25 protein-coding genes are annotated in these 17,754 nt (G+C 57.9%); 9 read left to right on the top strand and 16 right to left on the bottom strand.

Annotation, left to right across the window (positions count from 1 at the left end; genetic code table 11):
- Window positions 1-94 precede the first annotated feature (94 nt).
- The 4 genes from A6E15_RS02425 to A6E15_RS02410 form a co-directional block, all read right to left on the bottom strand.
- Complete coding sequence (locus A6E15_RS02425) at window positions 95-379, bottom strand: DUF5808 domain-containing protein (protein ID WP_006181523.1); 285 nt, start codon at window positions 377-379, stop codon at window positions 95-97.
- Window positions 380-468: 89 nt separating this feature from the next.
- A complete protein-coding gene (locus A6E15_RS02420; protein ID WP_076143292.1) occupies window positions 469-2,208 on the bottom strand; it encodes a bifunctional N(6)-L-threonylcarbamoyladenine synthase/serine/threonine protein kinase in 1,740 nt (579 codons plus the stop codon).
- A gap of 84 nt (window positions 2,209-2,292) precedes the next feature.
- Window positions 2,293-2,427, bottom strand: coding sequence for a 30S ribosomal protein S27ae (locus A6E15_RS02415; RefSeq protein ID WP_006181525.1), 135 nt, complete (start codon window positions 2,425-2,427; stop codon window positions 2,293-2,295).
- A complete protein-coding gene (locus tag A6E15_RS02410) occupies window positions 2,428-2,742 on the bottom strand; it encodes a 30S ribosomal protein S24e (protein WP_076143290.1) in 315 nt (104 codons plus the stop codon).
- Window positions 2,743-2,903: 161 nt separating this feature from the next.
- On the opposite strand from A6E15_RS02410, the gene A6E15_RS02405 reads away from it, so the two are divergent.
- Both A6E15_RS02405 and A6E15_RS02400 read left to right on the top strand, forming a co-directional pair.
- A complete protein-coding gene (locus A6E15_RS02405) occupies window positions 2,904-4,106 on the top strand; it encodes an outer membrane protein assembly factor BamB family protein (RefSeq protein WP_076143288.1) in 1,203 nt (400 codons plus the stop codon).
- Entirely contained in the window at window positions 4,099-4,914 is an 816-nt protein-coding gene (locus A6E15_RS02400) for a hypothetical protein (protein ID WP_076143286.1), read from the top strand. Before A6E15_RS02405 ends, A6E15_RS02400 begins: the two co-directional genes overlap by 8 nt.
- Here the strand turns inward: A6E15_RS02400 and A6E15_RS02395 are convergent.
- Complete coding sequence (locus tag A6E15_RS02395; RefSeq protein WP_394329266.1) at window positions 4,878-5,096, bottom strand: helix-turn-helix domain-containing protein; 219 nt, start codon at window positions 5,094-5,096, stop codon at window positions 4,878-4,880. The two genes, A6E15_RS02400 and A6E15_RS02395, sit on opposite strands and share 37 nt — an antisense overlap.
- A gap of 51 nt (window positions 5,097-5,147) precedes the next feature.
- Window positions 5,148-5,627: a hypothetical protein gene (locus A6E15_RS20215; protein WP_139326556.1), complete on the bottom strand. Its 480-nt coding sequence runs from the start codon at window positions 5,625-5,627 to the stop codon at window positions 5,148-5,150.
- Window positions 5,628-5,934: 307 nt separating this feature from the next.
- Here A6E15_RS20215 and A6E15_RS02390 point away from each other — a divergent pair, with 307 nt between their 5' ends.
- Both A6E15_RS02390 and A6E15_RS02380 read left to right on the top strand, forming a co-directional pair.
- Window positions 5,935-6,705: a hypothetical protein gene (locus A6E15_RS02390; RefSeq protein WP_245800518.1), complete on the top strand. Its 771-nt coding sequence runs from the start codon at window positions 5,935-5,937 to the stop codon at window positions 6,703-6,705.
- Between the two features lie 569 nt (window positions 6,706-7,274).
- Complete coding sequence (locus A6E15_RS02380; RefSeq protein WP_076143282.1) at window positions 7,275-7,538, top strand: hypothetical protein; 264 nt, start codon at window positions 7,275-7,277, stop codon at window positions 7,536-7,538.
- Window positions 7,539-7,749: 211 nt separating this feature from the next.
- Here the strand turns inward: A6E15_RS02380 and A6E15_RS02375 are convergent, their stop codons facing one another.
- Genes A6E15_RS02375 through A6E15_RS21300 form a run of 7 tightly spaced genes read right to left on the bottom strand, consistent with a single transcriptional unit; the run spans window position 7,750 to window position 11,192 of the window.
- Window positions 7,750-8,763, bottom strand: coding sequence for a tyrosine-type recombinase/integrase (locus A6E15_RS02375; RefSeq protein ID WP_076143280.1), 1,014 nt, complete (start codon window positions 8,761-8,763; stop codon window positions 7,750-7,752).
- Window positions 8,760-9,509, bottom strand: a complete 750-nt coding sequence (locus A6E15_RS02370; RefSeq protein WP_076143277.1) for a DNA cytosine methyltransferase — start codon at window positions 9,507-9,509, stop codon at window positions 8,760-8,762. Before A6E15_RS02370 ends, A6E15_RS02375 begins: the two co-directional genes overlap by 4 nt.
- Window positions 9,506-9,748, bottom strand: a complete 243-nt coding sequence (locus A6E15_RS02365) for a DUF7389 domain-containing protein (RefSeq protein WP_076143275.1) — start codon at window positions 9,746-9,748, stop codon at window positions 9,506-9,508. The genes A6E15_RS02370 and A6E15_RS02365 overlap by 4 nt, the downstream gene beginning before the upstream one ends.
- Window positions 9,745-9,954, bottom strand: coding sequence for a hypothetical protein (locus A6E15_RS02360; protein WP_076143272.1), 210 nt, complete (start codon window positions 9,952-9,954; stop codon window positions 9,745-9,747). Before A6E15_RS02360 ends, A6E15_RS02365 begins: the two co-directional genes overlap by 4 nt.
- On the bottom strand, window positions 9,951-10,721 hold the full coding sequence (locus tag A6E15_RS21305) for a hypothetical protein (protein WP_245800517.1): 771 nt from the start codon (window positions 10,719-10,721) through the stop codon (window positions 9,951-9,953). Before A6E15_RS21305 ends, A6E15_RS02360 begins: the two co-directional genes overlap by 4 nt.
- Window positions 10,718-10,963 (bottom strand): hypothetical protein, encoded by a 246-nt coding sequence (locus A6E15_RS02350; protein WP_076143270.1) that lies wholly within the window; start codon window positions 10,961-10,963, stop codon window positions 10,718-10,720. The genes A6E15_RS21305 and A6E15_RS02350 overlap by 4 nt, the downstream gene beginning before the upstream one ends.
- A 1-nt stretch (window position 10,964) precedes the next feature.
- Window positions 10,965-11,192, bottom strand: a complete 228-nt coding sequence (locus A6E15_RS21300; protein ID WP_245800516.1) for a hypothetical protein — start codon at window positions 11,190-11,192, stop codon at window positions 10,965-10,967.
- Between the two features lie 353 nt (window positions 11,193-11,545).
- Between A6E15_RS21300 and A6E15_RS02340 the strand changes: the two genes are divergently transcribed.
- Both A6E15_RS02340 and A6E15_RS20210 read left to right on the top strand, forming a co-directional pair.
- Window positions 11,546-11,857 (top strand): winged helix-turn-helix transcriptional regulator, encoded by a 312-nt coding sequence (locus tag A6E15_RS02340; RefSeq protein ID WP_076143267.1) that lies wholly within the window; start codon window positions 11,546-11,548, stop codon window positions 11,855-11,857.
- Between the two features lie 524 nt (window positions 11,858-12,381).
- A complete protein-coding gene (locus A6E15_RS20210; RefSeq protein WP_139326555.1) occupies window positions 12,382-13,134 on the top strand; it encodes a hypothetical protein in 753 nt (250 codons plus the stop codon).
- A 124-nt stretch (window positions 13,135-13,258) separates the two neighbouring features.
- On the opposite strand, the gene A6E15_RS02330 is transcribed toward A6E15_RS20210, so the two are convergent.
- Complete coding sequence (locus A6E15_RS02330; RefSeq protein ID WP_076143263.1) at window positions 13,259-13,846, bottom strand: tyrosine-type recombinase/integrase; 588 nt, start codon at window positions 13,844-13,846, stop codon at window positions 13,259-13,261.
- 199 nt (window positions 13,847-14,045) lie between these two features.
- Here A6E15_RS02330 and A6E15_RS02325 point away from each other — a divergent pair, with 199 nt between their 5' ends.
- From A6E15_RS02325 to A6E15_RS02320, 3 genes are all read left to right on the top strand, one after another.
- Window positions 14,046-14,531, top strand: coding sequence for a hypothetical protein (locus tag A6E15_RS02325; RefSeq protein WP_245800515.1), 486 nt, complete (start codon window positions 14,046-14,048; stop codon window positions 14,529-14,531).
- 128 nt (window positions 14,532-14,659) lie between these two features.
- The gene (locus A6E15_RS20205; protein ID WP_139326554.1) at window positions 14,660-14,968 is read left to right on the top strand and encodes a hypothetical protein; all 309 of its coding nucleotides are present in this window, start codon (window positions 14,660-14,662) and stop codon (window positions 14,966-14,968) included.
- A gap of 601 nt (window positions 14,969-15,569) precedes the next feature.
- Window positions 15,570-16,439: a GIY-YIG nuclease family protein gene (locus tag A6E15_RS02320; protein WP_076143261.1), complete on the top strand. Its 870-nt coding sequence runs from the start codon at window positions 15,570-15,572 to the stop codon at window positions 16,437-16,439.
- 210 nt (window positions 16,440-16,649) lie between these two features.
- On the opposite strand, the gene A6E15_RS02315 is transcribed toward A6E15_RS02320, so the two are convergent.
- On the bottom strand, window positions 16,650-17,408 hold the full coding sequence (locus tag A6E15_RS02315; protein ID WP_076143259.1) for a DUF3800 domain-containing protein: 759 nt from the start codon (window positions 17,406-17,408) through the stop codon (window positions 16,650-16,652).
- Window positions 17,409-17,527: 119 nt separating this feature from the next.
- Complete coding sequence (locus tag A6E15_RS21850) at window positions 17,528-17,725, bottom strand: hypothetical protein (protein WP_076143257.1); 198 nt, start codon at window positions 17,723-17,725, stop codon at window positions 17,528-17,530.
- Window positions 17,726-17,754 lie beyond the last annotated feature (29 nt).

Raw genomic sequence — 17,754 nt, 5'->3', positions numbered from 1 at the left:
GTTTAAGCAAAGAGATCAGTGAGATAAACACCGACATACGGAATTATGCATGGGCGCTCTCAGAGCTACTAGCGCGGCTAAAAAGGAAGCGCGCTTAGTCGTCGGTGTCGTCGACGATGACCTCGACGGGCTCGTCGACCGACTCCTCGTCGTCCCCGGACGCGCCCTGTTCCTGTTGCCAGAGCAACGCGCCGGCGACGGCGACGACGATCCACGAGCGCCAGTTGGCGAGGTTGAGGGTGTAGCCGACCCCGAAGGGCTTCTCGACGAGCATCCCCTCGCCGGGCTGCCAGTACGACGAGAGCATGCGACTGATGCTCGGTCGTTCGAAGTTGTACGGTACCCCCAGGATCTCACCGGACGTGGACTTGTCTGCCATGCTCGGCGATACGTCGTCCCCCAATAAAGGGATTGTGTGCTGGTGCCGTCGCCGAGATCGGCCGCCGGCAGTCGGATCACCGACCCGCCCTACGCGTCCGACTGGTAGCGGCCCCTGCCTTCGACTGCCCGCAGCCGCTCGAGGACGCGCTCCGCGCCGCCCTCGCGATATCCCGCACGGACCGCCTCGCGCAGCGGTTCGGGGTCGTCGGCGGTCCCGACGAGGCTCTGGTCGAAGACGTGGAGGTCCATCGCGTAGTCCTCGACGTGGTCGGTGTGGTAGCCCAGGCCGAAGTCGATGAGGTAGGTACGGCGGTCGCTCGTACGAACGTTACGCGTCGTCGGATCTCCGTGGACAAAACCAGCGTTGTGCAGCCGCGCGAGGTGTCGTCCCACGTCTCGGACCCGCTCGACCGTCAGCGACTCGCGGAGGTCCCGCTCGCCGACGTACTCGAGTTCCAGTCGGGCCTCGCGGGGGTCGACGTCCGAGAGGACCGGCGTCGGCACCCCCTCGCGGCGGGCGAGGCTGGTCAGGCGGGCCTCGAGGGTCGTCCGCTCGCGGCGAAGCCGGTCGTCGAGTTCGGGGTGGCGGTAGGTCTTTGCCTCGCGGCGTTTGGCGACGCGGCCGGCCGCGGGCTCGAGGTCGACGAGCGCCTCGGCCCCGCGGACCTGCGTGTCGCCGTCTGCACGTCCCACTGCGAGGTCCGGTTCGTCGGAGCGCTCGCGGTTCCTTGCGTCACCGCTCGCCGTTCCGAGGTCCTCGCTTCGCTCGGACCTCGCCCGCCACGTGACGGGCACCTGATCCGGCCGGAAATCCGGATCGACGCGCGAGTCCGCGAGCGCGAGCGTGTCGCCGGCCTCGTACATCTTCGCGCCCAGCACGGCGATCATGCCGGCGTTGTCCCGCAGGAAACGCGGCTCGGGCGCGTGGAACCGGGCCCCGCGCTGGGCGCACATCTCCGCGAGCATCTCGCGCAGGCGGGCGTTCTGTCCGACGCCGCCGCCGAGGACGAGTTCGTCGCTGCCGGTCAGCGAGAGGGCGCGTTCGGACACCTCGGTCAGCATGCCGAAGACGTTCTCCTGCAGGGAGTAGCAGACGTCCTCGACCGGCACTCCGTCGTCGTAGCGCTGTTTGGCGGCGCTCATGATGCCCGAAAAGGAGAAGTCCATCCCCTTGACGACGTAGGGGAGGTCGACGTAGTCGCCGTCCTCCGCTGCCGCCTCGACTTTCGGCCCGCCGGGGTGGGACCAGCCGACGTGGCGCGTGAACTTGTCGATCGCGTTGCCGACGCCGGTGTCCATCGTCTCGCCGAGGACGCGATAGCGCCCGTTGCGGTAGGCCAGCAGGTGCGCGTTCGCGCCGCTGGCGTTCAGACAGACCGGCGCGTCGAACCCGGAGGTGTGGCGACCGATCTCGAGGTGAGCCACCATGTGGTTGACGCCGACCAGCGGTACCTCGAGCGCCTGGCTCAGCGCGCGGGCGGCGGTGCCGACGACGCGCAGGCACGGTCCCAGTCCGGGACCGCGCGAGAAGGCGACGGCGTCAACAGGCGCAGCCTGTTGGCCCGACGAGCTCCGCTCGTCGACGTCGATCGGCGGTTCGCTCGCGGGACCGTCGTGGGTCTCGCGGGCGTGTTCGAGGGCGCGTTCGACGACGCGTGGCACGGCCTCGTGCATGTGTTCGGCGGCCTCGCGCGGATGAATGCCGCCGCTCTCGGGCTGGTAGGCGTCGCTCTCGATGAAGACGTCGTCGGCTGCGGCGTCGAAGACGGCCGCGCTGGCGGCCCAGGCGGTGCCCTCGATACCGAGGATGCGGGTGTCAGAACTCACGTGTGGTCGCTACCGCCGCTCGGCCGCGGCGCGTAGAGAAACCGGTTGCGGTTCGCGGGGGATCGCGCTGCGGTCGATCCCGCCTTACTCCCACTCGGTGTAGCTGCACTTCCCGCAGTGTTTGCGGTCGCCGTGGTCGGCGAGGAACACGTCACCGCAGCGGGGGCACTGTTCGCGTTCGGTACTCCCGTCGTCGTTGTAGAGTTCGTAGCGCGCCATTTAGGCTTCCTCCGGTTCGGCCTCTGCTTCGTCGTCGGCGCCGATCTTGTTTCGCTCGAGCATGTGGTCCTGCTCGACGTCGCGGGCGTCGTCGGCGGTCTCGTAGACCTTGGCCTGTCCGACGGTCTTTCGCATCCCGAACTTGGTGTCGAGTTTGCGGATGACGACCTCGTCGGCGTCCTTGTTCAGCTTCGCGGCCAGACTGTCCCGAACCTGCAGTCGCTCGGGGGTCGCGTCCTCGTGGGACAGTTCGAAGGTCACGTCGGTCCGATGCAACATGGGGTTTTCCTCTTCGGAAATGATGTCGACGTCCATGATATCACTCAGTTACCCTACTATCCCCGTGTAGCGCCTAAAAGCATTTCGAAGCGGCCACCCGTCGTTCCCCGCGCGGTTTCGAGACCGGAGTCCGGTCCCGTGGTGCAACCGGATCGAAAGTGAACGTATTTACTTATTGAACATACACGTTCACAGGAATGCCCTCCAGACGACAGGCGATCGCGAGCGGCGTCCTCGGGGTTGCCGGCCTCGTCGGCGGCTACGCGGCCGTCGACGACCGATCCGACGCCACGACGATCGACTGGCCGATGGCCCGCTACGACGCCGCCGGAACCGGCCACAGCCCCGACGCGGTGGGCCCGAAAGACGACCTGCAACTCGCGTGGGAGGGGCAACTCGAGGACACCGGCGGCTTCGCGGTCACGCCGCCCGTGGTCGTCGACGGGACGATCTATGCCGGCAACGAGGAACTCGTCGCGTTCGACGCCGCGAGCGGCGACGATCGGTTCTCGTACGGCATCGAACACAGCTCCAGTCCCGCCTACGTCTCCCCTTCGATCTACCGGAGCGGAACGCTAACGGTCGGGACGGACGACGGCATCGCCGGCCTGAACGCCGACGGCGGCCTCCGGGCGTTCGGCGTCCAACTCGGTGCGAACCGATGGGACGGACCGGGCCCGTCTCCGTCCTCACCGCCCGTGAAGGCGCTCGAGGGGGCAACTCCGGTCCCCGCGGACGGGACGGTGTACGTCGCCATCCCCGACCGGAGCGAGGTCGTGGCGCTCGGGGCCACCGACGGCAGCGAACGGTGGCGGCGACGGCTCGACGCCGGCGACGGGTCCGGCGTTACCGTGCGACGGCCGGCGGTCAAGGACGGGACCGTCTTCGTCACCGGCTGGCCGTCCCAGGTCCGGGCCCTCGACGCCGAAACGGGCGATGTCGTGTGGAGCGACGAACTCGACGACGGGATGGTACTCCCGCCGACGGCGACGGCCGACGGAGTCGTCGTCCCGACTCGAGGCGGTCTCTCGGTCTACGAGGCGAACGGCGACGTTCGCTGGTCGCGGGACCTCGAGGGGAACGCGACCGATGGCGCGGTCGCCGTCGCCGATGGCCGGGTGTTCTTCGCGGACGGCACCGAATCGCTGCACGCGCGCGACCTCGAGACGGGGGCCGAGGAGTGGACGCTGTCGTTTACCCAGGAAGCGGCCCCCATCGTCGCGGACGGCGTCGTCTACGTGACCGGCGGCTACGACCTCGTCGTCCTCGACGCCGCCACGGGCGACCGGCGGTTCACCCGCGAAACCGACTGGTTCTTCTCGCAACCGGCGGTCGGTGACGGCGTTCTCTACGTCGTCGACGGCGACAGCGTCCTCGCGCTGGGGGGAACCCATGACTGACGACGACGGCGACGGCGACGACCGGGAACGAGCAGCGACTGACGACGCCGACACGCCGCCGACCGGGATCGCCGGTGCGGTCCCGCGTCTCCGACGCGATCCGGCGCTGCTGGTGCCGTTTACCGTGGCCGGACTCGTCCTCGCGCTCCTCGATCGGCTCCGGCGGTGGGACCCGATTCCGACGCAGGTCACCGGCGACGATGTCTCGATCGGGATCGAATACGCCGGCTACCCGACCGGCGTCCCGGACACGGTCCGCTCGCTCGGGGCGCTCGTCGACCTGAAACTCCCCTATCTCGTCTGGGCGATCGGTCTCGAGGCCCTCGCGCTGGCGGTCGTCGCGGCCGCCGGAACGGTGACCATCGCACGAACGCTCGCGATCGGCGACGGCTGGGACCGGCCGCGATGGAGACGGCGGTGGCTGGCGTATCTCGGACTGATCGTCCTGTTCGATGCGGTCGGGCGGGTGGTCGGCTCCCTCGGTGACGTCGGGCTCGTCTTCGGAGCGGTACTCGCGGTCCCCCTCTTCGCCGCGTTCGTGCGGTTCTTCCTCGCGCCCGCGTTCGTCGTCACCGGTTCGGGGCCGGTCACCGCACTTACCCGGAGCGCTCGCGCGACCCGCGGGATCGGCTGGCGGCTGCTCGCGCTCGTCGTCTGTTTCGGCCTCGCGGCGTGGCTGTTGGGACTCGTTCCGTTCGTCGGGACGGCGCTGAGTACGGCCCTCGTCGGCTCGATGCTGGCTGTCACGATGGCCACGGTCCGAGACGGGCGCTATCGCGACGGGCCGGTCGCCGCCGGATCGGGGTGACGGTCGGTCTCGGTGGCCCGCTCGGCGGCGCCGCTGATGAGCGACGACATGAGCCGGGCTTCGATTCGACGGAGGTGTTGGCCGACCGTTCCCGCAGAACAGTCCAGTCGGGCGGCGATGTCCCCGTAGGTGACCTTGCGAGGTTCCTCGTAGTAGCCTTCCTCGACGGCGACGCGTAACACCTTGTAGTTATCAGTCGCCGAGGTTTATCTACTCCCGCCGGCATTTGCTAGTCAGGAATGTGGCTCCCACATCACGAGTGGCGAGGCTGAGACGTAGAGAGTGTCGCCGTAGTGAAGCGGTAACTCGGATTCCGGTAGATATTCTCGAACGGTTGGATGCAAGTAGATCGATCCAACTCCTACGTCAAGGATATCGAACTGAACATCAGCTCGGGGTAGCGCATCAACTTCTCTGTCTTTCACAATCCCATAACAGTCTGCGTTCCACTGCGAATACCACACGGCAGGTGTAGTTATTCGTGGGGTGTTCACTTCCTGTGCTGTAACCTGATTCGCAGGGTGAGCAAGAATAGTTAATTCTCGCTCAACACCCGGAAGCTCCGAAATCCCTATGAAATGATCCGCGATTTGCAACCTGATTGTTACACCAGTTGATAATTCGGCAACGGCAGTACTCACATTACAACCGTCAGCTGTCCGGTCGTGTTCGAGTGAGAGTGCTGTCGTCGTAACCTCAGGGAGATCACCCATCCAGATTATATAATATTCCGCAGTCGTGGTTGAAAAATCTTTTAACGAGAAGGGGTACCATACTGACCGATATGTGCTTCAACCGTACTTACCGCTGTCTTCGAGGACGGGGTTCGCGGACACCGCGAGACACTAAGGACAATGGATATATCCGTCTCTCCTCGTAGTAGTAAGCCAATCAGATGCCGACTCGAGTTGTCCAGCAGCACCACCATCCGGACGATATCAACTATTCCCTCGAGGATGTCAGTACGGACCCGGATGCGTTCGAGGACAAACTCCGCGACCCAACGCCGATGTCAAGGTGATGGACTACTCGCTCCCGGACGGCGACGTGCGTGTTCTCTATACAACGGGTGTCTCGGGGACGGCTGGCGATCTCGATCGGGAAATCAGTCCCGCTCAGTTGGAGGAAGACTTAGAGCCGATGGATCCGACGAGCCGGGTCATCGCGATCTGGTTACTCCAGTTCTTCGCGGAGATGCAACAGGAAGAACAGGAGAACGGGAGTGAACTCGCGATCTACAAGGATCTCGAGATCGATCGAGTCCCCGAAGCGGTCGATCACGTTTCGTGGGATGGATCGGCGACGGATGTTGCCGGGAGCCTGATGTCGAATCTGATCCTGAGACACTCGCTTCCGAACGCGAATCACCGAACGGGGATCACGATGGCACAGACCTATCTCGAGGCAGCTGGGGCCGATTTTGAAACGCCGAAAACACACACCGAAGAGTACGAATGGCGTGAGTGGGTCGACCCCTACATCGTCGAGTCAAAGCGGCTGCTCACCGTTCGACGACACAACCTGTACTTCCTCACGTTGAAACAGAACGGGTGTGTGATCGTCCGCCGAAAGCACGATATCGAGATTCCCCTCGAGGACTACGACCTCGATATGCACTACTACGAGGCGTGGGAGGAATACGCCGAGCTGCACGAGGCACACTGCATCGAGTTCGCAGAGGAACTGGCCACTCGAGGTGGGGAGGGGAACCTCGTTCAGGAGCCGGCACTATCCGAAGAGGGATTCGTCGACTTCCTACGTAGCGAAAACAGCAGTTCTGAGGCGGAATAAGACTTAGTCGCGGAGGTGCGCGTTCGATCGCGCCAACTCCCGGAGCCGCTCGTTGTCCGGGACATCGTACTGTTCACTGACATCGCGAACAGCTTCTTGGAGAGTCATCGTTGCTGTAAGGATTTATGGGATTGCTATAGATAAAACTTCCCAACACAACCTTGCTTTCTGTGAGTAAGAGAAACGCCGGAAAGTCAGCCAAATCGGAACGGCTTATCTTTGTATTTCACTATTAGCTTTCGAGAGTAAGGAAAAACGACTGTAATTCACCTGTTTGAGGGCGGATAATCTTCTGGGTCAATAACGGAAACTTCCCACGTTCCCGTATCAGTCCGTGTCACCCGTACTGGCTGATCTTTCACGTTGCCCTCTTCGTCTACCGATCCGAGCGCCCGAAGGTCGCTCTTCGGGAGTACAACACCGCCCGACGTACGACCGACTCGTGTCAACTGGTGGATCGGCATGGCTACGTTCCTAACTTGGTCTGAATCTGTTTAAGCATTAATCTTATTAGTACGATACTATGATATTCCCGACCGCTATCACTCGCTCTCGAGTGCCATCGAAGCATGGGTGCAGACAACCCACCACCGACTGACGAGAAGCCTCTCGACGAGGTCTACCACGACCGGAATCTCCTCGCGATCGCCTTCGCGAGAGCGATCCGCCTTACCTGGGGCCCGAATACCGCCGGCTGGTACTGGCACGATGGATGGCCCGTCGTCTGGGTCGACACTCCGACCGGCCAGAAATCCTGGCACGTTACGCCCGACCTCGAGGATGTCCCCGAGCGCTCGTCTCCCCACCAGTCGAGACCGACGCGATCCGCATGAACGGACTCGAGACGAGTCCCTGCTGTTTGGAGTCTCCTCCAGTTCACGACTGTGTGTCCCACAGGAATCAGGACTCCCGGGAGTCACGCGAGCGAAGCGAGTGTGACTACGGCGAGTCCACGACTGAACGAGCGGATCGACGTGAAGAAGTGGACTCGCCGGGATGGTAGCCCACACTGTTTCGACGTATATGGCTCTGTATTCCATGATATCACCGATTTAGGTGCTTGCGTCGGACCTGCATTTTCTCCTTGTCAGTTCGTGCATCGTAGTGACGATACAGAACATCGAGCGAGACATCCATTCGCTCACCCACCGTCTCAGGTGGGGTATCGTTGTTCAGGTGGTGCGTGATCGCACCGCGTCGGACTGCGTGCGGCGATCGTGACGACGGACACTTGCTGAGCGATGCATTGCGCCCTCGAGCATCGCAGCTCTCCGGCGTCCGATCGTGTGGACACTCGGCGTAGGAACAGGGGTGCAACGCCCGCATGACCCAGTTGTAGATCGTGCCCGGTTGCGGCCGGGTATCTTTCCGAGTCGTGAACAGCGGACGGCGACCGTACTCATCGACCACATCATTTCGGTCGGGGTTGTCGACGTAGTCCTCGAGGACCTGGAACGTCTGTGGGCCCAGATAGACCCATCGCTCGCCGGCCTCGCCGTTCTTGAGTTTCGTCCCCTCGTCGATTCGGTGTTCGACTCGAACCGCGTGTTCGTCTGGCTCGAGATCGTCGACGTCGAGCGAGTGAACTGCGCTCCGGCGCATCCCTGTCTCCCACATGAGTTCCAACAAGGCGTGTTCGCGACTCGCGTACTGGTGCCGGTTGTAGTACGCCAGCGCCCGCTCCGCACGATCCGCGGAGAGGAACACGTCTTTCGACTCGGCTCCGTCCGGCAGCTCCGGCGCGTGGACCTTCTCAGCGAGCCCTTCCTCGACGGCTTCGATATCGGCCCACCAACGGAGCGCGACCCGAATGCTACTGAGCTGTTTCTGTAGCGTGATCGCGGCGATATCCCCGCGTCGCCACGCGACGAAATCGGCGATGTCGCGACCAGAGAGGTCGTTCAGGTTATCGATATCGCGCTCGTCACACCACTCGAGGAAGTAGTTGAGCCGCGTCCGCGCGTTCTGGAGCGTCGACTCCCGAACGCTGGGCTCGCGATGACGGAGGAATCGCTCGACGCCTTCCTCGGGTGACAGCGGCGCGAGATCGTCGCTCATTGGCCACCCCCATGTTCAGACTTCGACTGTGGCGTTCGCGCGTTCCCATCATCCGTCGCTGCAACTAGCGTCTGTTGTTCGTAGGTACCCGTCCTCGAGTCGAAGACGTGCCTCCCGAGTTCAGGGTGAACTGCGTTCCGCAGCACCTGAGTCGGATCGTTTGAGGTGCCGAGGTAGATGTTCTTGGAGGTAGAGATCCCTAACCAAGACTCGAGTTTTTCACGGTCAGACGGATTCCCACTTGTAAACGGGAAGTCTCGCGCCGGTTCCTCGAAATCCGGGATATGATAGTTGGACCAGAAGAGATGTCTCCCGACCTTCTGTCCGGGGATCAATTCGTCGTAGTACGGCTCAACGTTCTCAACGACCCAATCCCCGTCGAAGAACCTATCTAAGAACACAATCTCCTGATAGAGCCGCATATCGGGGTATTCAGGCGACCTATTCCGATTATGTGCCTTATCGGAGTGCCACATCGCGTAGCTAACTCTCGAATGACTCTGACACGGTGGACTCGCCCAGATGAAATCCCAACCGTCGTCGTAGTGCTGTTTCAGGAACGTGTGAGCGTCCGCAACGACCACGTCATCCTTTGGGTAGTGGCGCTGATACTCGGCAGCGACTTCGTCGTCGATCTCGACGGCCGTCACTTCAACATCGTCCCAGAGCTTTCGATTGCCACCAATTCCTGCGTACAGATTTAGGACGCGTGTACGTTCAGCACTGCTCAAGGAGTCACCAATCATGCTTCGACCTCCCCAAGTTCAGACTGATCGTCAGCGAGCCGACGACTGCGAGAGTTCTCCGGCTGGATGTTCCGGACCTCGTCGGCCCAGTCCTCGAGCTGCCGGCGAACACGCTCGAGTTTGTGATCGAGTTCGTCGACGGTCTCGGCGCTGACCTCCGCGCGGATCTTGTCGCGATCGTCGGTCGACGTACCGCGCGTGAGTTCAGTCGTGATCGAGATCGCGTCGTCCTCGCTCATGCGCTGATCCTCCGTGTCGCGTAGTTACTGAGCCGGCAGAAGACACCGCCTCGGCGGAGTTCTCTACCGTCCTCGGTGTGGACGATGTGGCCGCCGGCGTGACACTCGGTACAGCGGTAGCAGGGCGTATCCGCTGATCCCCACGCGACCCGTCGCGCGGGTTCACCGCAGGTCCTGCAGGTCACCGTCTCGGGTACGACCGTCATGCCGATCCCTCCTGCAGGTTCTCGAGAACGCGCTCGAGGTCGTCCTCGACATCCTCGTGCTGGGCGTGTTTCGCGTTGATGTACGCCAGGTCGACGCCCGTTCCCCACAGCTCCGACCGGCGGAGTTCACGCGCGAACTCGATCACGATCTCGTCGACGCCGCGGTGATCCTCGCCGGCGAGGTGGAGCCGATCGACGATCGTCCTCGGGAGATCGGTGCTGTCCGGAGCCCCGTCGTAGTCGACCATCAATTGGCCGAGGCCGGCGAACGCTTCGACGCGGCCGTCGGCGACGACATCCCAGTCCTCGATGTGGCTCCGAGTGAGTTCGTAGCTCGTCTCGAGGTCTTCGTTTCCGAGCAGCGTCTCGACCGCGGCGGACTTCCAGCGCCGGCGATCGCGGAGCTTCCAGAAGTCGATGAACTCCGCCAGCGTCTCGAGGCGGTACTCGACCGAAACGGTGACCGGTCGCTTCTCGATCGTGGCATCGCTCCGCTCGGAGACGCGAGTCACCGGGCCCGACGCCGTGACCAGGAACGAGTGCGGGAGTGGGATCGTGCCGGGATCGTCGGGCGTCGGCAGTTCGTCGGCGACCGTCGTCGCGTCCGGGACGGCGACGCCGCCGTCGGTGGCTATCTCTGGCCCGGCCTCGTACTGCTGCTCGAGTTCGGCCGCGCAGTCCTCGCAGACGTAGCCGTCGGGCGTGATGACCTCTTTCCACCCGTCGCAGCTGGGTGTCTCGCAGGAATAGAGGCTGTTCCCGCTCATTCGTCATCCCCCTCCCCGTCCTCGAGCGGACGGAAGTTCTGCTGCACCATGTCGGGGACGGGGAGATGCCCGTCGCGTTCGTAGCCCGCGTCCTCGAGGGCCGCGTCGATCTCGTCGACGTCTTGCTCGTCAGCATCGCTGTGGATTACGAAGTGACCGCAATCGTCGTCGTACTGCGCGATGCTGTCGGGATCAGCGTCCGGGATCGATTCGACCGCATCGACGAGCGCGTCGTCGACCATCTTAGATCCCCTCCTGCTCGCGACGAGTCACTTCGTGGTCCTCGATCGCCGTGTGAATCGCCGTTAGTGACCGCATCCCCTCACCGTGGATCGCGTCGAGGGTGTTGATGACCTCGGTGAGAACCGCGTTCTGATACCGCAGTTCGCTGGCGATCGTCTCGAGCGCGTCCGCTTGGCGTCGCGCCTCGGGGGATCCCGCAGTCGGGCCGCCGTCAGCTCGGAAGGGCACGCAAGAGCGACAAGCCGGTTCGTCGCTGCCCGCGTCGTAGCCGTCCGCTCGAGCGCCGCAGGCGCACCGAGCGTCAGACCTTTTGGATGGCGATGCCTCTTGCCGTGCGTGGGGTACACGCCCCACGAGAGTTCCGCAATTCATTGTGGATTCCGGAGCTACCTTCTGGGCGGCGTGCCAGCGCCGCCCGGTCTCACATACCAACAAGAGTCATCTTCAGCCAAGTTGGTAGCTCCGTGTTTCTGTGTATAGGCTCACTCTGCATAAATGCAACGACTGACTAAAGTAGGTCATAGTTCTATGGAGTGGGGAAAACCGTAGGAATAGGTTTGTGTGTTCTGAAGTGGGCAGTAATGAGGAAGTCGGGAACGTGGATGACGATCTGGGACGATCGTATTCTCGAGACTCTACGAAAGGAAGGCGCAAAACCAGTCGGTGAACTTGCCGAAGAAGAGGGTCTCAGGATTTCTCATTCTTCTGTCTCACGACGCTGTAAGAAGCTCGCCGAAAACGGATTACTGACTCCGCTCGGAAATGGCGTATATATCATCACTGATCGAGGAGAGGCCTATCTTGATGAGGAGTACGACGCTGAAAACGGAGTCTACCTTAACGGAAACGGCTCGAGAGACGGCCCTACGGCGAGTGAAACCTCGGAATCGTGACGGACCGAAGACCAGCTCGATGGATGTGTACACTCGATGAACGAATCCTCGAGTACCTCGAAGAGGATTCTTGGTCAACCCCTCGCTACATGGAACAGGCTATGGGATTCAATGCTTCTCGAGGGAGGATTCAAGAGCGGTGCAGGATGCTTACACAGGCTGGTCTGGTGACACCCGTGTTTAGTGATCATCACATGTACGAGATCACGGGTAGAGGTCAGAGGTATCTCGAGGGAGAATTAGATGTAGAGAACCTTCCTCAGCCTACGATTCATAGTCTCCTCTAATTATACCCATTCGGCTACCGACTATCAGCAATAAGTACAGACGAAGGCCTTCCGGAAGTTGTCATGCACCTCCTCGATAGCTATTAGAAGCCGTGTACTGAACGCAGACTATCTATTATCATCCGAACAATGAAGATATACTCTTTCAATATGCGCACATAATTAGTCGTGGTCGCCTAAAAGGGAAACCATATCGTAAAGGATAGGGTGAGTAGCCAGAATTCGTTACTATACAATATGTTGGATTATCTATTAGCTATTTCATTACAACTATCCTCACCACCAAAATGGCTTACGGGTTGGGCAGAGGTGATTTTGTCTTCATTTTCCGTCATCATATCTTACCTTCTCTATCGGCTTTACGGCCAGCAGAAGGAACTTTTAGCAGCAGATCATAAGGCAATTGTATCTGGTAAACTACAGGATTCTGATACGATCGAGAGTGAAATAAGCCTAAGCAATTACGGAAATGGTATTGCTAAGGATCTAAAGTTGATAACATATTTTACGGTTCCAGAAGACTACAAACAGAAGTATTCTGAAGTCGGTGTTTATCTGAATCAAGATGGACTAGAGGGAGTAGAAGGTTCTGTATTACAGCCAGGCGAAAAAGAAGAGTTTAGTTGCAAACCTAAAATTGGAGTTAGAGAAACAGAAGACTCCGAGACCTGGGACATGAAATGGCTCTTGGAGGCTTTTAACGAAATGAAACAAGATGGTATTAAAGAAGTTAAATTCTGCTTCGTTGTGGAATATCAAGAATTCACTGGAGAATCACAGACTGTAATAATCACTCCATTTGCTGCAACTATTGATCTCCAAAATGACCGGTACAGTGGCTACCCAACGGGCATGGAATTTATGGCTACAGATGAACAAGAGGCTAAGAATGTATTTCCAGAGGCGTTATCGGCTCATAGACATGAAATTACTATCAGAGATCAAATCAGAATATGGATTCATAGACTCAAAGAGATGATAAATATTTGATGGTTGTGCATTATCGTAGATATAGGTGGGTGAATATGCGAACTGTTTTCAGAATGCCATTACCATAATCACCGGCACTAACGGAAATAACAACGCTAAGTCCGCACATATATTGAGCGGTAGCTTAGAGCCAACCAACTTTCTCACGCTCCCGCTGCTGTGCTTCAGGGCTGTAGCTTCCTCGATAATGCTCGAGGAAGGTCTCGAGATCGTTCCATCCGCCCCAGTCACAGACCAGTAGCGGATCAACGTCGTCGGAGGCGAGCGCGGTCGCCCAGGTCCGGCGGAGATCGTGGAAGCCGAGATGGTCCCACCCAGCGTCTCCCGTCTCGTCGTACAGCTGGTCGGCAGCCGATCGGACCCACCGCCGGAGTGACCGCGTACTGGTGATCTCGACGAGCGACGAGCTGGTCGGTGCGTCGCGTACGTCGTCGACCGTCCGGATCGTCGTCGCGAGATCTCGCGGGACCGGCGTCTCTCGGAACTTGTCGCCCTTCCCGTGCCAGACGCGGAGCATCGTCCCGGCGTCGGTATCGACGATATCCTCCGGCGCAACGTCGAGGACTTCGTGTGAGCGGAGGCCGCATCGCGCTCCGAGTGCGAATGCAATTCGCTGCTGGGTATCGTCGGCCACCTCGAGCAACTGTTCTACTTCGTTCTGGCTGAGCCAGACCTTCATGTCGTCGCGGTTCTCGTGCTGTTGGAGATTCATGCGTCCGGGTTGCCTGCATTCCGGACAAAAACCGCCAGCAATCTAGTTCTTTCGGTGGTCCTCGAGGGGGAGATCGGGGTGATTCTGTCCGACTCTACCGGAGTTCTCGGACACAGCGCTCGCAGTAACTACGGATACATATTTATCAGCCAAGGAGTCCCCCAAAGCACTTATTCGGCTCTCCAGACAATTAAGCGTCATGAGCACGGACAATAGAGAAACAAATCAATCTGATCCACCTTTTGCCGACGACCCGGACCCATCTAATAACGAGAAGTTCTTGGAAGAGAGACTAAGCACACTTAGAGAACGATATTCATACGAACGCCTTTCAGATTTAAGTGCTCGCCGACTCGGGGCAATAAATCCAGATGAGGAAGGTATGTCAGAGAGAGACTTTCTGCATCAGGAGTTTAAGGAACTCTACGAGCGGTTTCCTGATGAGAATAGTGACCATACAATGCGTCGGTGGGTGTTGGGAGATGACTATCAAGGTTTAGCTCCGCTAACACTCGAACAGAAGCAGCGCATCCATGATTGCCATCACGAGTGTAGTAGGAATCTCGACAGGGCACGTCAGGACGCATTAGAACGTGAGGACCTGACCAATCCCCTCTCAAAATTCGCTGCATGGCTGGTTGATTTCGCGGACGCTGTAACTCCCGTATTCTCTATCCAAAGGTGAGTTCCTGACCGAAAACAGCCATTCCCGTACAGACGATCGTCCGGCCCTACTAATCTTCTCGGACACAGGAAATTTTGTCTATGGAAATGACACTACACTATTTTCTATCTGAGTGGGGAGTTACTAGCATGGAGATCAAATGCCGTCTACCAAAGGTCATACTTGTTGCTGAAAGCGAAAGGGAACACAAAGTCGCTACATGGGTATTGGAGTGGGGACCATGGCTTACAGTGATCCTTGCATTTGCAGGTTTAGTGAACTACCTCTGTTCTGGCCCCTTCTCAGAAATTGTGATAGTAACCTTCTTTGCTTCTATCACCGGCATCGCTAAAGCAGTCCACGTTGAACCACCAGCAGCAACTGCTGCTACAACTGTTCCAGTTCCAGCAGTCACTGGTGAAAAATCAGACACAAACTCAGAGAATGGTTCTGGGTGATTTGACCTGGATATAAGAGGACAGAAGAGCCTATACTACTCTACTTCTCGGACATCACTACAGTTAGTACTTCTACAAACCCACTGGACGGTAAACGAAGTAGGTTCAAGTGCCATTAGAGTAACTATTAGATATGTTTGAAGTGCTGCAGTATATACGTCGCAAGATGAATGCCCTCTACGGATGGTGGAAACGAAAGAACCCAAGGAAGCAACCGTTTACTGAACAGTATGTAAGTTGGCCGCGAGAGTTCTTACAAACGGTATTCTTTCGGGGAGTATCTGCGCTTACCACCCTTATTACATCGATAGCTCTCGGGCTGTACTCAATCCTTACTGAATTTCTTCTTGGGACAGTTTTTGATTTATGGAACTCACCAACCAATCATACACAGAACCTAGTTCAAATGCTCTCTTCGTGGGTTTCTCAATTATTCTGGGGTTGTATCACTATCTTCAGAGACATGTATGAATTTGTGAAAAACAGCCTCAATTCATAGCCAGAGCAACTTCTACAAACCTACAGGCCACGACATCAAGGTTCGGATTTCAACTGAGGGTTTAATGATAGGTGATCGGCTTGTATTGTACAACGAACAGACATGGACGAGGGAAATCTGTATGCGGATGACTGGATGGAAATAAACTGGAGCGAATGGCTATCTCTTGATCCGACAGACGATGAGTTGACGGCGATCTCGACCGATCCGGGACTCTACCGCGTTCGCCATCATGACCGGGACGGCCTCGAGTACATTGGTCAAACCGGCCGGAGTACACGTGGACGGGTGAGCGCGCTGGCACGGAACGTCTACTCCGAAGAGATGCCGTTCCGTGATCCACACACAGCTGCACCATGTCTGTGGGCAGTTCGTGATCGAGACGGACCGGCGTTCGAAGTGTCGACCGCGACACCGTCGCTCGCTACTACCGATCAGGACCGGAAGGGCCTCGAGGAAGCACTCATCGCGATCGCCCGTCGTGAAATGGATGAGAGCCCGACCGCGAACTTCGGCCGGATCATTCCCGGCTACTCACAGTCGGGATACCGAAGTGATGGATACGTCGGTGGCCCGCTCGAAGACGGAGAAATTGAACCGAATACCGAACCCGGTCGTGGGCCGGTTCCCTGGAAGAACGTCGACGATGTGACCGCACCTGACTGGATGGGTCTCGAATGGAGTGATCCCTATCGGCTTGAAGATCGACTTGAGCCGGATCTACCCGACGCAGGTGTCTATCGGATTTGGTACGAAAGTGATGCGCCACCACTGGCGTATATCGGCGAGACGAAAGCATTCACACGGCGACTCCGAGAACACGAGAATACGTTCGGCAGTGAGGCGCTCTTTTCAGTCGCCATTCCAAACGGAATGGATGCAAGACACAAGCGGACCGAGATTGAGACTGATCTAATTGGTAGTCACTATCTCGTAACAAGTCAATCACCAATAGCGCAGTTTGGAAACTAAGTTACTAACGGAAATCAAATCTTGTACGGTTTATTAAGTCGCCTCCTTTACAGCAGCCTGTATAACGAATAGATACTGTCGAGGTTTAATTTGCAGATATCAGTGCGGTCCGTAAGTTATAATGTGCTTCCGCTTAGACATTCGTATAGGAGGGAGGGCGCAATGCCCGTGGATTCTTCCCCCTCTGTTCCTACTTTCGTAGACCTATCTTTAGTCGGGGAAGATTGCGGGCTCCGTAAGGCTGTAACCATCGGGGTCCCGAAACAAATGTTCAATTGCTTGGAAGCCATGACTGTCATTATCATATCGATATTGATGGCGGATTTGGTAAGCTACAATATCTGCTAATTGAATGCCTGGACTCATCTCTGATGGAGTAACGGTCACGGTATCCATTATTCTAGGGAGAGTTGAGTCGTATTTTGAGCTAGCTCCATCCAATTTGATACCACTATCTTGGGCTTGGTAAATGAGTTCTCGAAGTCTAGCGTCGATACTCCTTTCGGAAGCATCCATCGTAATCATTCCTACTGCGTCATCAGATTGGAGCTGTTTATGAAATCGGTCAGCAATTGCTCTAAATGCTAGTCTTTTCGGGGGGTTTGCATAAGCACCATATTCTTCCTTTAGCTCATATTTATCTATCACCATCCCCATCAGCATCGGCTCAATATCCAAGATTAATTCAAAGAGATCATCTCGAAGATCACTGGATTCCTCATTAGAAAGTTGGCTATAGGGCCCATTATGATGGCAGATATCGGCATAGTGTATTTCTTCAGGCCGATCCATAGGGGATGAAAAATACTTGTTTATGATGTCATGCAGTTCCTGCTTCAATAAGTGATTCTGTGCTGGTGACAGAACGACTCCGCCATAAATGAGATATGGCTCAGTACTATTCCCACCGTGATCAGGTAGCCAACCGCTGTCCCCCGACTCATCAAGATATAGTAATTTTGTATCCATTGCTAATCCATACTAACCATAAATACATAAAAGCTTGTCATATGAGGAATGAGAACGGAGTTAGAATCATCAAATATATGAACCCATATATTGTACCGTTCAACAAGAAATTCGATCGATTAGACGTTTTGTACCGGATAATCGTTCGGATCAATCAACGATACTTCCCACGTTTCATCACCTGTCCGAGTGATCCGTACTGGCTGATCTTTCACGTTGCCGTCCTCATCTACCAACCCGAGCGCCCGAAGCTCGCTTTTCGGGAGTACAACACCGCCCGACGTACGACCAACTTGTGTCAACTGGTGGATCGGCATGGCTACATTCCTAACTAGTGCTGAATCTG

Origin of the sequence: Natrinema saccharevitans, assembly GCF_001953745.1 — an archaeon.
In the GTDB taxonomy this organism is placed as follows: Archaea; Halobacteriota; Halobacteria; order Halobacteriales; family Natrialbaceae; genus Natrinema; species Natrinema saccharevitans.
This window is presented reverse-complemented; position numbering and strand designations above follow the sequence as displayed.

What these genes read in the sequence shown, in the direction of transcription:
- A6E15_RS02425 (WP_006181523.1), bottom strand. Translation starts at nt 379, where the DNA reads ATGGCAGACAAGTCCACGTCCGGTGAGATCCTGGGGGTACCGTACAAC.
- A6E15_RS02415 (WP_006181525.1), bottom strand. Translation starts at nt 2,427, where the DNA reads ATGGCGCGCTACGAACTCTACAACGACGACGGGAGTACCGAACGCGAA.
- A6E15_RS02410 (WP_076143290.1), bottom strand. Translation starts at nt 2,742, where the DNA reads ATGGACGTCGACATCATTTCCGAAGAGGAAAACCCCATGTTGCATCGG.
- A6E15_RS02405 (WP_076143288.1), top strand. Translation starts at nt 2,904, where the DNA reads ATGCCCTCCAGACGACAGGCGATCGCGAGCGGCGTCCTCGGGGTTGCC.
- A6E15_RS02400 (WP_076143286.1), top strand. Translation starts at nt 4,099, where the DNA reads ATGACTGACGACGACGGCGACGGCGACGACCGGGAACGAGCAGCGACT.
- A6E15_RS20215 (WP_139326556.1), bottom strand. Translation starts at nt 5,627, where the DNA reads ATGGGTGATCTCCCTGAGGTTACGACGACAGCACTCTCACTCGAACAC.
- A6E15_RS02390 (WP_245800518.1), top strand. Translation starts at nt 5,935, where the DNA reads ATGGACTACTCGCTCCCGGACGGCGACGTGCGTGTTCTCTATACAACG.
- A6E15_RS02380 (WP_076143282.1), top strand. Translation starts at nt 7,275, where the DNA reads ATGGGTGCAGACAACCCACCACCGACTGACGAGAAGCCTCTCGACGAG.
- A6E15_RS02375 (WP_076143280.1), bottom strand. Translation starts at nt 8,763, where the DNA reads ATGAGCGACGATCTCGCGCCGCTGTCACCCGAGGAAGGCGTCGAGCGA.
- A6E15_RS02370 (WP_076143277.1), bottom strand. Translation starts at nt 9,509, where the DNA reads ATGATTGGTGACTCCTTGAGCAGTGCTGAACGTACACGCGTCCTAAAT.
- A6E15_RS02365 (WP_076143275.1), bottom strand. Translation starts at nt 9,748, where the DNA reads ATGAGCGAGGACGACGCGATCTCGATCACGACTGAACTCACGCGCGGT.
- A6E15_RS02360 (WP_076143272.1), bottom strand. Translation starts at nt 9,954, where the DNA reads ATGACGGTCGTACCCGAGACGGTGACCTGCAGGACCTGCGGTGAACCC.
- A6E15_RS21305 (WP_245800517.1), bottom strand. Translation starts at nt 10,721, where the DNA reads ATGAGCGGGAACAGCCTCTATTCCTGCGAGACACCCAGCTGCGACGGG.
- A6E15_RS02350 (WP_076143270.1), bottom strand. Translation starts at nt 10,963, where the DNA reads ATGGTCGACGACGCGCTCGTCGATGCGGTCGAATCGATCCCGGACGCT.
- A6E15_RS02340 (WP_076143267.1), top strand. Translation starts at nt 11,546, where the DNA reads ATGAGGAAGTCGGGAACGTGGATGACGATCTGGGACGATCGTATTCTC.
- A6E15_RS20210 (WP_139326555.1), top strand. Translation starts at nt 12,382, where the DNA reads ATGTTGGATTATCTATTAGCTATTTCATTACAACTATCCTCACCACCA.
- A6E15_RS02330 (WP_076143263.1), bottom strand. Translation starts at nt 13,846, where the DNA reads ATGAATCTCCAACAGCACGAGAACCGCGACGACATGAAGGTCTGGCTC.
- A6E15_RS02325 (WP_245800515.1), top strand. Translation starts at nt 14,046, where the DNA reads ATGAGCACGGACAATAGAGAAACAAATCAATCTGATCCACCTTTTGCC.
- A6E15_RS20205 (WP_139326554.1), top strand. Translation starts at nt 14,660, where the DNA reads ATGGAGATCAAATGCCGTCTACCAAAGGTCATACTTGTTGCTGAAAGC.
- A6E15_RS02320 (WP_076143261.1), top strand. Translation starts at nt 15,570, where the DNA reads ATGGACGAGGGAAATCTGTATGCGGATGACTGGATGGAAATAAACTGG.
- A6E15_RS02315 (WP_076143259.1), bottom strand. Translation starts at nt 17,408, where the DNA reads ATGGATACAAAATTACTATATCTTGATGAGTCGGGGGACAGCGGTTGG.
- A6E15_RS21850 (WP_076143257.1), bottom strand. Translation starts at nt 17,725, where the DNA reads ATGCCGATCCACCAGTTGACACAAGTTGGTCGTACGTCGGGCGGTGTT.